The following is a 15993-nucleotide window of genomic DNA, read 5'->3' on the forward strand; positions in this document are numbered from 1 at the left end:
ATTAATGCACGGTCCCCTCCGCTTTACGCTTCTGTGCACTCAGGAAGTGATAGGTCAGTTGGTTTTTATCTTTATCCAGCGCCACCGACACCGATCCCCCATCAACCAGTGAACCAAACAGCAGCTCATTGGCTAACGGTTTCTTCAGGCTCTCCTGAACGGTACGGGCCATTGGGCGTGCGCCCATTGCCTTGTCGTAGCCTTTCTCTGCCAGCCAGTCACGGGCGTCATCACTGACTTCCAGCGAGACACCTTTCGCATCCAACTGGGCCTGGAGTTCGACGATAAACTTGTCGACAACCTGATGGATCACGACCTGGTCGAGATGTTTGAACCAGATAATATTATCCAGACGGTTACGGAACTCTGGTGTGAAGATCTTTTTGATCTCTTCCATCGCATCGGTACTGTTGTCCTGCTGGATCAGGCCGATAGATTTACGTTCGGTTTCACGTACCCCGGCGTTCGTGGTCATCACGACCACCACATTACGGAAGTCCGCTTTACGGCCGTTATTATCCGTCAGCATGCCGTTATCCATCACCTGCAACAGCAGGTTGAAGACATCCGGATGCGCTTTCTCAATCTCATCCAGCAACACCACCGCATGCGGATGTTTGATCACCGCATCGGTTAACAGGCCGCCCTGATCGAAACCAACATAGCCCGGAGGCGCACCAATCAGACGACTGACGGTGTGACGTTCCATATACTCGGACATGTCAAAACGCAGCAGCTCAATACCCAACGCTTTCGCCAGCTGAACCGTTACCTCGGTTTTCCCAACACCGGTCGGGCCGGCAAACAGGAAGGAACCAACAGGTTTACGATCCTGGCCCAAACCTGCACGGCTCATTTTGATCGCTTCGGTCAGCACTTCAATGGCATTATCCTGGCCAAATACCAGCATCTTCAAGCGATCGCCGAGCGTTTTCAGTGAATCACGGTCGGAAGCCGACACGCTCTTCTCAGGAATACGGGCAATACGCGCCACCACCGTTTCGATATCCGACACGTTGACGGTTTTTTTGCGTTTGCTGACCGGCATCAGACGCGCACGGGCACCGGCTTCATCAATAACGTCAATCGCCTTATCGGGCAGATGACGGTCGTTGATGTATTTCACCGCCAGCTCCACCGCCGCACGCACCGCTTTTGCGGTGTAACGAACGTCGTGGTGCGCTTCGTACTTCGGCTTCAGACCATTGATGATCTGCACCGTTTCCTCAACCGTTGGCTCAGTAATATCAATTTTCTGGAAGCGACGTGCCAGCGCACGATCTTTTTCGAAAATATTACTGAATTCCTGGTAAGTGGTAGAACCCATCACGCGAATTTTCCCACCCGACAGCAGCGGTTTAATCAGATTTGCGGCATCCACCTGGCCGCCTGATGCCGCGCCAGCACCAATAATCGTATGAATTTCATCGATAAACAGAATGCTGCTGGTGTCCTGCTCAAGCTGTTTCAGTAACGCTTTAAAGCGTTTCTCAAAGTCACCACGGTATTTAGTGCCCGCCAGCAGAGAACCAATATCCAGTGAATAGATGGTGCAATCTTTCATCACTTCCGGCACATCACCCTGCACAATACGCCAGGCAAGACCTTCCGCAATTGCCGTTTTACCGACCCCAGATTCGCCCACCAGCAGTGGATTATTTTTACGACGGCGGCAGAGAACCTGAACGGCGCGTTCCAGCTCTTTATCACGGCCGATCAGCGGGTCAATACCGCCAACACGAGCAAGCTGGTTAAGGTTGGTGGTGAAGTTTTCCATACGTTCCTCCCCGCCTGCTTGCTCTTCATTAACCGGATTCTCAGCACCCGATGCCGGGCCTGGTTCATCTTTGCGTGTGCCGTGTGAGATGTAGTTCACCACATCAAGACGACTGACTTCATGTTTGCGCAGCAGATAAGCAGCCTGCGACTCCTGCTCGCTAAAGATCGCGACCAGTACGTTAGCGCCCGCAACTTCGCTGCGGCCGGATGACTGCACGTGGAAAACAGCACGTTGCAGTACGCGTTGGAAACTTAGCGTCGGCTGTGTGTCGCGCTCTTCTTCGCTCACCGGCAAGACCGGGGTGGTTTGTTCAATGAAAGCTTCGAGCTCCTGCCGTAACGCGACAATATCCACCGTACAGGCTTCCAGTGCCTCTCTGGCCGACGGGTTACTGAGCAATGCCAGTAACAAATGCTCGACGGTCATAAACTCATGTCGGTGCTCGCGCGCTCTGGCGAAAGCCATATTTAAACTGAGTTCCAGTTCTTGATTGAGCATAGGCACCTCCCCCACAAATAGATCGCCTTATTCAGGCTTTTTCCAGCGTACAAAGCAACGGATGCTCATTTTCCCTGGCATACTTGTTCACATTAGCGACTTTAGTCTCTGCGACTTCAGCAGTAAACACACCGCATATCGCCTTTCCCTGGTAGTGAACCGCGAGCATCAGTTGCGTTGCACGTTCAACATCATAAGAAAAGAACTTTTGCAGAACGTCAATAACAAATTCCATAGGCGTATAATCGTCATTATTCAGAATAACTTTATACATCGAGGGTGGCTTGAGCTCCTCACGGACTTTATCGTCTGCAAGCTTTTCAAAATTAAGCCAATCGTTAGTCTTTCCCATACCTACCCAGTGTGATCAACATTGCTTACTTACGCCAGACTAACATCATTCATGTTAGGAATAACATGAGCACAATGTTGTACAGCGCGGTTGAAATTGTGTACAGAAATCATCAATCGCGACCTTCATCACAAAATTCGCAATAGCGTTAACTGCTTCAAATTTTGATGATTTCATCCCCATCATAACCGCCCGATTGCTTGACCCTTGATGCTAATTCTCTACAGTACAAACACAGGCTGAATGAAGATTAACCAGCCGTCAGGTTTTTAAACCTGGACACCTCACTCAATTTGAATGTCTTGCGAGGGATGTAGAAGCATGGAGACGGGTACTGTTAAGTGGTTTAATAACGCCAAAGGCTTCGGTTTCATCTGTCCGGTGGGCGGCGGCGAGGATATTTTCGCTCACTACTCAACGATTAAGATGGACGGTTACAGAACGCTGAAAGCCGGGCAACAAGTCCAGTTTGATTTGCATCAGGGCCCAAAAGGCAATCATGCCAGCCTCATCGTCCCTGTTGAAGAGGCCATCGCTATCAGCGCATGACCCCTTACTCATTCTGTACAACCCTGCGACAAAATGCCAGCCAGTGATGCTGGCATTTTTATTGGGCGCTCTGCTCACTCTCCTTATATGGGTGGACAGTTGCGCTTTTCAACCCAGGCAGAATGCCATGAACGGAAATAACGGCATTAATCCGCTTTCCCTCGCGCCAGCCACTGCACGCTGGCAAACATGTTACGCAGCAACGGGGGAACCGAGTCCGTTCCGCGCTCAGCAGCATCCATCGCCACTGAAATAGCCAGCTCCGGCTTGGAAGCGTGCTGGAGGGCCTTGCCAATAATTCGCCGCATATTCATCGGTACATTGGGAGGCAGCCTGGCGATACGATGATAGACCGCAGCAAAACCCGCTTTGTACAGGAAATGCTCCATATCCAGTGCGGGTAATTGCGTCAGGTGCTGGTGTTCGTCTGCCCGCGCCTCATCCAGCATACTGCGAGCCGTAGCAGCATATTTCTTTCCGGCATCATCGCCATCGGTGAGAACATGCCATTCAATGCCCATACGCTGAGCGAATTTCAGCAACGGCTTTAACCCGGACTGGGCGAACTCAATCACCTTCACGCCTTCTGCCGCAAAATGATAACCGCACTGGCGCGCCAGCTCGTTCATCACCCACACCTCTGTTTCACCTTCCACCAGCAACCAGCAGCGGGAAAACAGCGAAGACGGGCGGTTAAAACGAATGTGAAAAGCGATGCGTCGGCTGTCCTCAGCGCTCATGCCTGCGGGGCCAATACGCCACGCGGCTACGCGCTGTGGCTCGCGTACCAGGCGACACACCTGCTCCACCGGCACTTGCGACAGCAGTTCACCCGAGTTCGTGGTGACGATTTTTTGCAGGGGCAGCAGTGAGAGTAACTCCCAGGCCACGGCCAGCATGGTCGGGTGCAGACGGGTTTCCGGGTCTTCCACCAGCAATAACGGCCGGGCCTGCGCATCCAACTGTCGCGCACCGTGCGCCTGAACCAGCAGGGCAAACATCCGCAACAAGATCAGTCGACGGCTGCGGTCGCCCCCGGCAATCAGTTGATTCATTTCCCGCAGATGACGCCAGCCGCTGCCGGATTCACGCTGCTGGTGAGGGACGCGGCTGGCTGGAAGTGATGCCTGGGGCGACTGAAAAGAAAAATAATGTTCCACCAGCTGTTGCAGGGTATTCAGCCCTTCGCGCAGTGCGGTATCCGTCAGATTTTGCGGGCAGATCGCCCCGTCACGCATCAGATCTTCCATCATACTTGTCAGTTCAGTCAGCGGCGCAGCCGGTGCTGCATCGTGTGGCTGGCGTCGGCTGAAACGTGCATCGCGCAGGCGCAGCACGGGATGCAGGCGGATCAGTGCTGTTATCGCCTCCGTCGCCTGGTCGCCGCTAATGATGCTTTGTCCCCGGGCATCTCGAAACTGTCGGCGGGTTACTATCTGTTCTTCGTCCAGCAGCCGCCCCTCGATACAGAGCTCAAGACGGCGCAATCCGCCTTCGCCTCGCCACCACAGGGAGGAAAGCGGCTGATACTGCACCGCTTCCGCCTCACCCACCTCGCGTTCGCAAAACGTCAGTACGATCTGCACATCGCGTTCCCGACGATGCTGTTCACCCGGCAGGTAATGAAAATCATGGCGCCTGAACTGGTACAGATCCTGCTGAGGAGCCAGCAACAGCGTCAGCGCATCCAGCAGGCTGGATTTCCCCCACGCATTTTCGCCAATCAGAACGTTGTTTCCTTCCAGCGGCAACGACAAGCGGTTGATGCCACGAAAGCCGACGATAGCCATTTTTTCCAGAATCATCTTTGCCCCTTTTTGCTTTTGTATTGAGAATGGTCGGCCTGCGTCGGTGGGTCAAGCCACGGAGAAAAAACGCTGTTTGCAGTTGCAGAATTGCGCCAGATCAAACCAGGGCAGGTTAATCTTTACGGCTGCTTGTATCCCGGGCCGTAATCTCATACATAAAAATGTATATTAAATACATCTTATAAAAGGTGAGACCATGTTCTGTATTCAATGTGAGCAAACAATGCGTACTCCGGTCGGCGACGGCTGTGCTTACGCGCAAGGTATGTGCGGTAAAACAGCGGAAACGTCCGATCTACAGGATCTGCTGGTGGCGGTGCTTCAGGGCTTGTCAGCCTGGGCACTTCAGGCACGCAGTCTGGGAATTATCGATCACGAAGTGGATAATTTCGCCCCGCGCGCGTTTTTCTCCACGCTGACTAACGTCAATTTTGATTCCGCGCGTATTGTCGATTACGCGTTTGAAGCGATCGCCCTGCGCGATCGTCTGCAACAGCGTTGCGTGCAGAGGGGAGGTAGCCTGTTTCTCGATCACCCGCTCGCCGCGCTCAACCTGGCAAGCCATGAAATCGCCGGGTTGCAGCAGCAAGCCGCACAGTTTGCCTTGAACGAGGGGGACGCGGACGCCGACACCCTCGGGTTGCATCTGCTTTGTCTCTATGGGCTAAAAGGGGCGGCAGCCTACATGGAACATGCTCACGTCCATAACCGCTTCGATAACGCGATCTATGCTGAGTATCATCAGATCATGGCCTGGCTGGGGACAAACCCTTCTGCCACCCACGATCTGGTGGCCTGCGCCATGCAGATCGGCAAAATGAACTTCACCATTATGGGCATGCTGGATGAAGCGCAAACGACGGTGTATGGCGACCCACAGCCCGTCACCGTCAATGTTCGCCCGGTGGCCGGCAAGGCGATCCTGATTTCTGGTCACGACCTGAAAGATCTCCAGTTCCTGCTGGAGCAGACCGCCGGCAGAGGCATTAACGTTTTCACCCACGGCGAGATGTTACCTGCCCACGGTTACCCGGAACTCAAAAAATACCCGCATCTGGTGGGTAACTACGGCAGCGGCTGGCAGAACCAGCAAACGGAGTTTGCCCGCTTCCCTGGCCCGATAGTGATGACCTCCAACTGCATTATTGACCCGCTGGTAGGCGATTATCAGCAGCGTATCTGGACACGCAGCATCGTCGGCTGGCCTGGCGTCAATCACCTGGAAGGTGACGATTTCTCTGCCGTCATCGACCAGGCAGAGAGTATGCCGGGCTTCCCCTGGAGTGAAATTCCTCATGAGATCACTGTCGGCTTCGGGCGTAAAGTGCTGCTGGATGCCTGTGACAGTATCATCGACCTGGTAAGCCGCCAGAAACTGCGCCATGTGTTCCTGGTCGGTGGCTGTGATGGCAGCCGTGACCAACGTAGCTATTACACGGATATGGCGCTGGCTATCCCACAGGACTGCCTGGTGCTGACGCTGGCCTGCGGGAAATACCGCTTCAATAAACTGGCGTTTGGCCACATCGAAGGGTTACCACGCCTGCTGGACGTGGGCCAGTGTAACGACAGCTACGCGGCCATTATGCTGGCGGTCAGACTGGCAGAAAAACTCAACTGCGGCGTCAACGACCTGCCGCTATCACTGCTGCTTTCATGGTTTGAACAAAAAGCCATTGTCGTGCTGCTCACGCTGTTATCACTGGGGGTAAAAAACATTCGTACCGGGCCAACCTCCCCGGCATTTCTCACCGATAACCTGTTGGCACTGTTACAAAAAGAGTTCGGCATGATCCCGGTCAGCAGCGTGGAAAACGATCTTGCCACCATCCTTGGCAGCGTGGAGTAACCCATGAATTCAAAGATACTGTGCCCCTGGCGCATGCAGGTTCATCATGTGCAGCAGGAAACCCCCGATGTCTGGACGCTTGCGCTGATTAACCATGACTTCTATCGCTGGCAGGCGGGCCAGTTCGCGCTGGTGAAAATCGGTAACAGCGAGGAAATGCGCGCGTATACGCTGTCATCCACCCCGGGACAAAGCCCGTTTATCACGCTCACCGTGCGACAGATCGAACAGGGTAAAGGCTCGGGCTGGCTGACGCGCGATGTTCGCCCGGGAAACGATATCTGGCTGTCCGATCCCCAGGGAGATTTTAGCTGTCAGCGCCATCCTGCCAGCCATTATCTCTTTCTGGCGGCGGGCTGCGGCATCACGCCGATAATGTCGATGTGCCGCTGGCTACATGCGCAGCGCCCGGCCTGCAATGTGCAACTGCTGTACAGCGTTCGTTCACCGCAGGATGTCATTTTTGCCTGTGAGCTGAGTGCCATGCAGCCGTGGTTAACGTTGACGATTATCGCTGAAAATAGCGCCACGCCAGCGATGCTGTCCGGTCGCCTTGATCGTGCGCGCCTGGCCGCACTGGTGCCTGATATGGTTCGGCGTACCGTGATGATCTGCGGACCCGAGGCCTATATGGCGAGCCTGCAACATGATGTGAAGGCACTGGGGGCAAAGACGATTTTCACAGAACAGTTCACCCCGGTAGCCGATGTCGCCAAAGAAGAGACGCAGTTTACCCTGCGCAGCCCGATGCGCTTACAGGCTGACACCTTTCCGTCAGGCTGGTCACTGCTGGCCGCGATGGAACACCATAAACTCCCCGTTGTCGCTGCCTGTCGCTCGGGCGTGTGCGGCTGCTGTAAAACCCGCGTGACGGAAGGCCACTACCAAACCCGCAGCCAGCAGACACTTAGTGACACCGAGATTAGCCAGGGTTACGTACTGGCATGCAGCTGCTATCCAGAAAGCGATATCGTCCTCGCCTGATCTCACGTTTGACTCCCGTGTGAAACCGCTTGTTTCACACGGTATCACCTGCCCGGCGCATCCTAAACTAAGCTTGTAACCGTGAACTTTATCTTCCCGTCAAAGGACATCCCCATCACTGAGGAGAACGCATGAAGCAAACTGTTGCAACCCTGGTCGCAAAAACACTGGAAAGTGCGGGCGTAAAACGTATCTGGGGCGTCACGGGCGACTCACTGAACGGCTTGAGTGACAGCCTTAATCGTATGGGAACCATTCGCTGGATGCCCACGCGTCACGAAGAAGTGGCGGCGTTTGCCGCTGGCGCTGAAGCTCACCTTACTGGAGAACTGGCGGTCTGTGCCGGATCCTGTGGGCCCGGTAACCTGCATCTCATCAATGGTCTGTTCGACTGTCACCGCAACCACGTGCCGGTATTAGCGATTGCCGCACATATTCCGTCAGCGGAAATCGGCAGCAACTACTTTCAGGAAACCCATCCACAAGAGTTGTTTCGTGAATGCAGCCACTACTGCGAACTGGTCTCTAACCCTGAGCAACTCCCTCAGGTGCTGGGGATTGCCATGCGTAAAGCGATCCTCAGTAAAGGCGTTTCCGTGGTGGTGTTACCGGGGGATATTGCTCTCCAGCTGGCCCCGGAAACCGCCAGTGCCGACTGGTATCCTCCGCAGTTACCGCAGGTGCAGCCCGTTGCCGCTGAGCTGGAGAAACTGGCTGCTGCGCTCAATCAGGGCAGCAATATCACCCTGCTGTGCGGCAGCGGCTGTGCAGGCGCGCACAGCGAAGTGTTGGCACTGGCTGAAACGCTGAAAGCCCCGGTGGTGCACGCCCTGCGCGGCAAAGAACATATCGAATACGACAATCCCTACGACGTGGGTATGACCGGATTAATCGGCTTCTCCTCCGGCTACCACGCAATGATGAATGCTGACACGCTGCTGATCCTCGGTAGCCAGTTCCCTTACCGGGCTTTTTATCCGGCCAATGCGAAAATCATTCAGATCGATATCAATCCCGGCAGTCTGGGCAGCCACTGTGCGCTGGATATGGCGCTGGTCGGTGATGTCAAGGCCACGCTCACGGCCTTACTGCCACAGCTCAGTGTGAAAACCGAACGCGGCTTCCTCGATCAGGCGCTGGAGCACTACGCCAAAGCGCGTAAAGAGCTGGATGCGCTGGCCACCGCTAACGATAAACAACCGATCCATCCGCAGTATCTGGCACAGCAGATCAGTCGCTACGCCAGCGAAGATGCGATCTTCACCTGTGATGTCGGCACCCCAACCGTCTGGGCAGCCCGTTATCTGAAAATGAACGGCAAACGCCGCCTGCTTGGATCATTCAGTCACGGTTCAATGGCCAATGCGATGCCGCAGGCCATTGGTGCCCAGGCCATAGATCCTGGCCGTCAAACCATCGCGCTGTGTGGTGACGGAGGATTCAGCATGTTGATGGGCGATTTCCTCTCACTGGCACAGCTAAAGTTGCCGGTCAAAATCGTGGTGTTTAACAACAGCGTATTGGGGTTTGTGGCAATGGAGATGAAGTCTGGCGGCTATCTCACCGACGGCACCGACCTGGAAAACCCCAACTTCGCGGCGATTGCTAACGCCTGCGGAGTGAAAGGCATTCGGGTTGAACAGGCATCGCAACTGGACGACGCCATACAACAGGCGCTGGCACATGATGGCCCGGCACTGATCGACGTGGTCACCGCCAAAGAGGAGCTGGCGATGCCGCCGCAAATCAAACTCGAACAGGCGAAAGGCTTCAGCCTGTATATGCTGCGCGCAATTATTAATGGTCGCGGTGACGAAGTGGTTGATCTGGCAAAAACCAACTGGCTGCGGTAAAAAAGAGTGAAGGCCTTTTCACGGACGCTGCGGCGTCCGTTTTACTGTTGACAGGAGAGTTGAGCGTGATTGACCTGCGTAGTGATACCGTGACCCGCCCCAGCCAGGCGATGCTGAATGCCATGATGTCGGCTGAAACCGGCGATGATGTTTATGGTGATGACCCCACCGTCAATCAACTGGAATCAGAGGCTGCTCGCCTGAGCGGCAAGGCCGCCGCCCTGTTCCTGCCCACAGGTACCCAGGCGAATCTGGTCGCCCTGCTTTGCCACTGTCAGCGTGGCGAAGAGTATATCGTCGGTCAGCTGGCACATAACTACAAATACGAAGCAGGCGGCGCGGCGGTGCTGGGCAGCATACAGCCCCAGCCGATCCTTGCAGCCGCTGACGGATCGTTACCGCTGGATGTGGTGGCGCAGTTTATCAAACCCGATGATGTCCATTTCGCTATCACTCGCCTGTTAAGCCTGGAGAATACCCATAACGGCAAGGTGCTGCCGATTGCCTATCTGCAACAGGCATGGGATTTTACCCGCGAACGTCAACTGGCGCTGCATATCGATGGTGCACGTATTTTCAACGCGGCGGTGGCGCTGGACGTGCCGCTGGAGACACTTGCACGCTATTGCGATACGCTGACGATCTGCCTGTCTAAAGGGCTGGGAACACCTGTAGGATCGCTGTTGTGCGGCAGTGAGGAATTTATTCATCGCGCTCGCCGCTGGCGGAAGATGACAGGCGGTGGCATGCGTCAGGCGGGAATTCTGGCCGCCGCCGGGCTGTATGCGCTGGAGCATAACGTCGCCCGCTTAAAAGATGACCACGACAATGCCGCCTGGCTGGCAGAGGCACTGCGTGGCATCGGCGTGGATGTCACCCGTCACGATACCAACATGGTGTTCCTGCGGCTGCCAGAAGCGCAGGTTGCCACGCTGGGGCCGTGGATGCGCGAACGCGGTATTCTCCTCAGCCCCGGACCCGTGACGCGTCTGGTAACCCACCTGGATGCCGACCGTGATGCACTGCAACAGCTGGTCAGCCAGTGGCAGGCATTTTTAGCCGCGCAGTAAATTAGTCAGAACCGTATTTCTCCAGTAACGCAGCGGCAATGGCTTCGGTTTCAGCATCGGCCACGCCGCTGTAATCTGACGGGCGAAAGTGCATTTGAAAGGCGGCGATCAACGCCTGCTGCTGATACGGTTTCATCTGCGGCGTCACCTCATAACCATAACGGGCTAACAGGTCCAGCAGGCGGGTTTTATCCACGCGCTGTGTCGGTGGGCGACCCGCCAGCCAGAATGTCACCCTTTCTGCATCAGGCCATGCACCAATACCCTGCCCGGCAAACCACTGCCAGGGAAACAGCGGGCCAGGGTCCTGTTTACGCAGCGGAGCAATATCACTGTGCGCCACCACGTCCTGTGGCTGAATACCGTAGCGCTGCACAATGTCACGCACCAGCGGCAACAGTGCATCCATCTGCGACTGTGGGAACGGCTGCCAGACCACAACGCCGCCCTCACGGTGCCAGCCCTGATTCTCCAGCTCAATACCGATGGAGGTATCATTCAGCCGGGTTGCGCCGCGCCAGAAACTCTCCCCGGCATGCCACGCCAGCATCGCCTCCGGCACCAGTCGCCATACCAGCGGCTGACCATCATATTTCGGTGGCGTTGCCGGTAAAAGATAGTGAGCGCTTACCCGACGGTCGGTTAGCGTATTCAGTGAACGCGGGAAGTCCCCGGCCGTATAGTGGATCACCAGTACTTTGACGCGCGGGCGCGCACCGTAAGCTTCCTGCCGGGTATCCACCGTGTATCCCTGATGCGGTTGCAGCCCTTTCGGGGTAATAGAGGTATACAGAAAGACCGCCAGCAGCAGCAACAGCGGGCGAACGATAGACAACGGACGCATCAGTGATGCAGTTTCACTGCGGTGCCACTGACACTGACCATCAGCATACTGCTGTCTTTGCCCACGGTTTCATAATCAATATCGATTCCGACAACGGCATCGGCCCCCAGCGCTTTCGCCTGTGCTTCCAGCTCGCTAAAGGCTATCTGGCGCGCCTTACGCAGTTCTTTCTCATACGCCCCGGAACGGCCGCCGACGATGTCACGGATGCCGGCAAAAAAGTCTTTAAAAATGTTGGCGCCAAGAATCGCCTCGCCGGTGACGACACCGCAATATTCAGTAATGGGCTGGCCTTCCAGCGTTGGCGTTGTGGAAAATTTCATGTCGCTCTCCTTGTTCAGTGTTCACTTCGCTCTTGCAACTATACTCAGCGGCTATAATCAATGATAAAGCACACTCGCTGATAACAATAAGGAAATCAGAATGAAATACCTACCCTTTGCTTCCGTGGTACCCCTTGCGCTGTTACTGAGTGCCTGTACTACCGTAGAACCTGCCTATAAGGACATTGGTACCCGGGTGGGGCCCTGTGCTGATGGCGGCCCGGACAGCGTAGCGCAGCAGTTCTACGATCTGCGTACACAACAACCTTCACCGGGATTGCCGGATGCTCAACTGCTGGCAAAGTACCGCCCGCTACTCAGTGATGCGCTCTATCAGTCTCTGATTAACGCACAAACGAAACCGAATAAAACCGCACTGCTGACGGGAGATATCTTCTCCAGTCAGAGCCAGGGTGCTACGGACGCCAGCGTGGCGGATGCTTCGACTATCCCGAATACCGATGCCCGTAACATCCCGTTGCGCGTCACGCTGAAACGGGGTGATACAAGCTGGCAGGATGAAGTGCTGATGGTTCGTGAGGGCACCTGCTGGTCCGTCAGTGATGTGCGCTATCTGGGCCCTAATCCGCATCTTTCCGGCGGCTCACTCGTCCAACTGCTGCAAAAATAAGTCACGAATACGTGCCGCTGGCTGGCGGCACGATGTTTAATGCCGTCTTTATCCCCATAGAATAATTCATACGATCGCCTCCTGCCCCCTGATTTATAATCGTATTATTACTATTTCCAATCTAATTCATTGAACGTAAAATTCGCCGAGCAGATGGTTTATTCAGAAAATCACACTGGCGCAAAACAAACCAGACAGGCACCAATGAAACACATTATAATTACTCAGTTAAAATAATAATAATAATGTCACTTCAACCTAATGAAAAAAGCACAAAAAAGGATGTAAAATGAGTGATACAGAAAGAATTTCAAAACAAATAATAGCGTTAATGAAAACTGACAGCAAACCATTTTATATAAAATACACAACCTTCGCTGGTAATATCGTCAAGGACTTCTCAAGAGATATCGGATATTCTTCTTATGAATACTTTGATACCGAAAACAGATGGGTAAATAGATTGGATTCAGACAGGTTATTTAGACGAATTAAATTCGGTATTTCTAATGATGAGATAAGAAAAATAATAGTATTAGTTGTGGGCGAATTTACAAGAAACTCGAGAAAACACGTCACAGACATTATCGCTGAACAAGCAGGAAAGGCTTCTGGGCGAATATTTATAAACAGCATTCTGCTTCAGGACATGGCATCTTACTTTACCAGTAAATTACTTCCCAAGATTATATTCAACGCAACATTCACACTGAGTGTTACAATAGCTGGAGCCAGAGCAAGATCTTTATATGTTTCGAGAAAATTAAAAAACAAGTCACCTTCATTGTTTTATATGATGAGAAAAAAAGATGACCTCGACCTGTTTTATTTTCTTGTCGATGATTACCTGGAACCCTTTATTGACGCACTATCAATAAAGGAAAATAATGAAGAGGAATTTCATGAGATAATAAAAAATATTTTAAGTGGAATTAACTAAATGTCATTTTAATTAATTAGAAATTAGCATATCTATTATCTTAAATCTATCAATTAGTGCCATCAAAGTTCGATAAAAAAACAACAACACCCAAAAAATTCATCAACGGCGTTAGCCCACTCCCTAACACCAATATTTTGAGAAAATATATTATTACATTAACAATGATGTCTTTATTGAAAAATAAAGACATCCTACTATAATCAGCAATATTAACAGGTGGCCAATCAGATCTCCTGAGTTAAAAGAATAGATACCACCATCCTCGACAATTCTTTTTATTGAGAAAATAGCGCTAACAAAAACAAAGCAAAAAAAAGCAAAAAAAAGAAAAGAGATAAAAACCATGAACATTTTAAAGTGCTTTTTTGAATCCATTCAATATAACTCCTGTAAGTTATTCTCACCTTAATGATTTCGACATGCAAATAGCATATTACATGTAATCCACCTGATCCCGGAAGTGACGAACCGTCATGGTTTATCAGAAAAAATTGCATTTCGAAAAAATCACAATTGAAACAATAAATCATTACTTTGCTTGAGATCCGATTCTATGAAAGCCATAAAAATACGACATCTGCAATCACGTGGATATTGTAACCGTAACTTTTAATTAGTTCAATGAGCGTAAATTATTATCATGATTAAATTTCTAGCCACAACCAGTAATCCCTGATTATCGCATGCATTCACGTTAAGAATTCGATGGCGTATTTTAATAATCAGAGGCATACCCTTCATACTTTAAGATGCAGATGCGTTTTCTACACCCATTCGCCCCAGCCACATAGTTATCTATGCTCATGAAGGTTCACGGGCTCGCCATCCTTCTGTAGCACAGTCATTGATCCGATCCCGCGCACATAATTGCATAACGGCCCCGATACATTTCAGTGAAAACCGTAACATCGCGCTATCTTGTGCTACTATTTAATCACCCTGCCCGCATAAATAAATTTTAACGCACAATGATTGCATAACTATGCTGTCGACGTTAAGATTCGCGGCATCAATTGCTATTCACTTTTTGCGCATGAGTATTCAACTAAACGGTATTAACTGCTATTACGGTGCCCACCAGGCGCTTTTTGACATTCAGCTGGCTTGCCCTCAGGGTGAGACGCTGGTATTGCTGGGGCCAAGCGGTGCCGGGAAGAGCTCTCTCCTGCGTGTGTTAAACCTGCTGGAGATGCCGCGTTCCGGTACGCTGGAAATCGCTGGCAATCGCTTTGACTTCACAAAACCCCCTGGCGACGTGGCAATACGCGAACTGCGTCAAAACGTCGGTATGGTGTTCCAACAGTATAATCTCTGGCCTCACCTGACTGTCGTTCAGAACCTGATCGAAGCCCCCTGCCGCGTGCTGGGCTTAAGCAAAGCGCAGGCACATGAACGTGCTGCGAAACTGCTCGATCGCCTGCGTCTGACGACCTTTGCCGACCGTTATCCTCTGCACCTGTCCGGTGGCCAGCAGCAGCGCGTAGCCATTGCTCGTGCTCTGATGATGGAACCGGCTGTGCTGCTGTTCGATGAACCCACCGCTGCACTGGACCCGGAAATCACCGCCCAGATCGTCAGCATCATTCGTGAACTGGCGCAGACCAATATCACCCAGGTGATCGTCACCCATGAAGTGGAAGTGGCGCGTAAAACGGCCAGCCGCGTGGTGTATATGGAAAATGGCTATATTGTCGAACAGGGTGATGCCAGCCGCTTTACACAGCCGCAAACCGAGGCGTTTGCCCATTATCTTTCGCATTAATTGCAGGACATAACGATGAAAAAAATTGTCATTGCCGCACTGTTAGCCGGTTTCAGCCTGAGCGCCAGCGCCACTCAAACCCTTCGTTTTGCTACTGAGGCGTCTTACCCTCCTTTCGAATTCGTGGATTCTGATAATAAGATCCAGGGGTTTGATGTCGATCTGGCCAACGCGCTGTGCCGCGAAATCGGTGCCGAATGTACCTTCACCAACCAGGCGTTCGACAGCCTGATCCCCAGTCTGAAATTCCGTCGTTTTGATGCAGTGATGGCCGGTATGGATATCACGCCTGAGCGTGAAAAACAGGTCCTGTTCACCAAAGCCTATTACGACAACTCTGCGCTGTTTATTATCCAGAAAGATAAAGTCAGCAGCGTAGATGCACTGAAAGGCAAACGCGTGGGTGTGCAGAACGGCACTACACACCAGAAATACCTGAGCGAAAAGCTGCCTGCTATTAACGTTGTGCCATACGACAGCTATCAGAACGCGATCCTCGACCTGAAAAATGGCCGTATCGATGCGGTATTTGGTGATACAGCGGTGGTCAACGAATGGCTGAAACAGAACCCAAATCTGACGCCAATGGGCGAGAAAGTGACGGATAAAGCCTACTTCGGCACCGGCCTCGGCATTGCCGTGCGTCAGGGTAATACCGAGCTTCAGAGCAAATTCGACGCGGCGCTGGACAAGGTGAAAGCCAACGGCACCTATAAGACTATCTACAGCAAGTGGTTTCAGCAGTAA

14 protein-coding genes are annotated in these 15993 nt (G+C 52.6%); 9 read left to right on the forward strand and 5 right to left on the reverse strand.

The features are described from left to right. Window position 1 precedes the first annotated feature (1 nt). The gene (gene clpA, locus FY046_RS06800) at window positions 2-2278 is read right to left on the reverse strand and encodes an ATP-dependent Clp protease ATP-binding subunit ClpA (RefSeq protein WP_167864867.1); all 2277 of its coding nucleotides are present in this window, start codon (window positions 2276-2278) and stop codon (window positions 2-4) included. Between the two features lie 31 nt (window positions 2279-2309). Beyond that, window positions 2310-2630 carry an ATP-dependent Clp protease adapter ClpS gene (clpS, locus tag FY046_RS06805; protein WP_133841056.1) on the reverse strand — a complete coding sequence of 107 codons (321 nt, stop codon included), beginning with the start codon at window positions 2628-2630 and terminating at the stop codon, window positions 2310-2312. A gap of 321 nt (window positions 2631-2951) precedes the next feature. Between clpS and cspD the strand changes: the two genes are divergently transcribed. Next, window positions 2952-3179: a cold shock-like protein CspD gene (gene cspD / locus FY046_RS06810; protein ID WP_133841057.1), complete on the forward strand. Its 228-nt coding sequence runs from the start codon at window positions 2952-2954 to the stop codon at window positions 3177-3179. Window positions 3180-3325: 146 nt separating this feature from the next. Here the strand turns inward: cspD and FY046_RS06815 are convergent, their stop codons facing one another. Next, the gene (locus FY046_RS06815; RefSeq protein WP_421507430.1) at window positions 3326-4984 is read right to left on the reverse strand and encodes a DUF2813 domain-containing protein; all 1659 of its coding nucleotides are present in this window, start codon (window positions 4982-4984) and stop codon (window positions 3326-3328) included. Between the two features lie 199 nt (window positions 4985-5183). Here FY046_RS06815 and hcp point away from each other — a divergent pair, with 199 nt between their 5' ends. The 4 genes from hcp (at window position 5184) to ltaE (ending at window position 10743) form a co-directional block, all read left to right on the forward strand. Then, window positions 5184-6836, forward strand: coding sequence for a hydroxylamine reductase (gene hcp, locus FY046_RS06820; protein ID WP_421507429.1), 1653 nt, complete (start codon window positions 5184-5186; stop codon window positions 6834-6836). A gap of 3 nt (window positions 6837-6839) precedes the next feature. Then, a complete protein-coding gene (gene hcr / locus FY046_RS06825; protein ID WP_446185899.1) occupies window positions 6840-7820 on the forward strand; it encodes an NADH oxidoreductase in 981 nt (326 codons plus the stop codon). 131 nt (window positions 7821-7951) lie between these two features. Continuing rightward, a complete protein-coding gene (gene poxB, locus FY046_RS06830; RefSeq protein ID WP_446185900.1) occupies window positions 7952-9673 on the forward strand; it encodes a ubiquinone-dependent pyruvate dehydrogenase in 1722 nt (573 codons plus the stop codon). A gap of 65 nt (window positions 9674-9738) precedes the next feature. Next, window positions 9739-10743: a low-specificity L-threonine aldolase gene (gene ltaE / locus FY046_RS06835; RefSeq protein WP_133841062.1), complete on the forward strand. Its 1005-nt coding sequence runs from the start codon at window positions 9739-9741 to the stop codon at window positions 10741-10743. A gap of 1 nt (window position 10744) precedes the next feature. Here the strand turns inward: ltaE and FY046_RS06840 are convergent, their stop codons facing one another. Continuing rightward, window positions 10745-11587 carry an N-acetylmuramoyl-L-alanine amidase gene (locus FY046_RS06840; RefSeq protein WP_159338120.1) on the reverse strand — a complete coding sequence of 281 codons (843 nt, stop codon included), beginning with the start codon at window positions 11585-11587 and terminating at the stop codon, window positions 10745-10747. Continuing rightward, complete coding sequence (locus FY046_RS06845) at window positions 11587-11910, reverse strand: heavy metal-binding domain-containing protein (RefSeq protein WP_159338119.1); 324 nt, start codon at window positions 11908-11910, stop codon at window positions 11587-11589. The genes FY046_RS06840 and FY046_RS06845 overlap by 1 nt, the downstream gene beginning before the upstream one ends. A gap of 100 nt (window positions 11911-12010) precedes the next feature. On the opposite strand from FY046_RS06845, the gene FY046_RS06850 reads away from it, so the two are divergent. From FY046_RS06850 to artJ, 4 genes are all read left to right on the forward strand, one after another. Then, on the forward strand, window positions 12011-12541 hold the full coding sequence (locus FY046_RS06850) for a lipoprotein (RefSeq protein ID WP_159338118.1): 531 nt from the start codon (window positions 12011-12013) through the stop codon (window positions 12539-12541). A 289-nt stretch (window positions 12542-12830) separates the two neighbouring features. Further along, window positions 12831-13481, forward strand: a complete 651-nt coding sequence (locus FY046_RS06855) for a hypothetical protein (protein WP_133841066.1) — start codon at window positions 12831-12833, stop codon at window positions 13479-13481. Window positions 13482-14517: 1036 nt separating this feature from the next. Continuing rightward, window positions 14518-15246, forward strand: coding sequence for an arginine ABC transporter ATP-binding protein ArtP (artP, locus tag FY046_RS06860; protein ID WP_133841067.1), 729 nt, complete (start codon window positions 14518-14520; stop codon window positions 15244-15246). A gap of 15 nt (window positions 15247-15261) precedes the next feature. Next, window positions 15262-15993, forward strand: a complete 732-nt coding sequence (gene artJ, locus FY046_RS06865) for an arginine ABC transporter substrate-binding protein (RefSeq protein ID WP_159338115.1) — start codon at window positions 15262-15264, stop codon at window positions 15991-15993.

The sequence above is a fragment of the Erwinia sp. 1181_3 genome (genome assembly GCF_052824965.1).

Coding starts and splice junctions, on each gene's coding strand:
- clpA (WP_167864867.1), bottom strand. CDS start 2,278: ATGCTCAATCAAGAACTGGAACTCAGTTTAAATATGGCTTTCGCCAGA.
- FY046_RS06845 (WP_159338119.1), bottom strand. CDS start 11,910: ATGAAATTTTCCACAACGCCAACGCTGGAAGGCCAGCCCATTACTGAA.
- artJ (WP_159338115.1), top strand. CDS start 15,262: ATGAAAAAAATTGTCATTGCCGCACTGTTAGCCGGTTTCAGCCTGAGC.
- FY046_RS06850 (WP_159338118.1), top strand. CDS start 12,011: ATGAAATACCTACCCTTTGCTTCCGTGGTACCCCTTGCGCTGTTACTG.
- poxB (WP_446185900.1), top strand. CDS start 7,952: ATGAAGCAAACTGTTGCAACCCTGGTCGCAAAAACACTGGAAAGTGCG.
- hcp (WP_421507429.1), top strand. CDS start 5,184: ATGTTCTGTATTCAATGTGAGCAAACAATGCGTACTCCGGTCGGCGAC.
- hcr (WP_446185899.1), top strand. CDS start 6,840: ATGAATTCAAAGATACTGTGCCCCTGGCGCATGCAGGTTCATCATGTG.
- FY046_RS06840 (WP_159338120.1), bottom strand. CDS start 11,587: ATGCGTCCGTTGTCTATCGTTCGCCCGCTGTTGCTGCTGCTGGCGGTC.
- FY046_RS06815 (WP_421507430.1), bottom strand. CDS start 4,984: ATGATTCTGGAAAAAATGGCTATCGTCGGCTTTCGTGGCATCAACCGC.
- clpS (WP_133841056.1), bottom strand. CDS start 2,630: ATGGGAAAGACTAACGATTGGCTTAATTTTGAAAAGCTTGCAGACGAT.
- FY046_RS06855 (WP_133841066.1), top strand. CDS start 12,831: ATGAGTGATACAGAAAGAATTTCAAAACAAATAATAGCGTTAATGAAA.
- artP (WP_133841067.1), top strand. CDS start 14,518: ATGAGTATTCAACTAAACGGTATTAACTGCTATTACGGTGCCCACCAG.
- cspD (WP_133841057.1), top strand. CDS start 2,952: ATGGAGACGGGTACTGTTAAGTGGTTTAATAACGCCAAAGGCTTCGGT.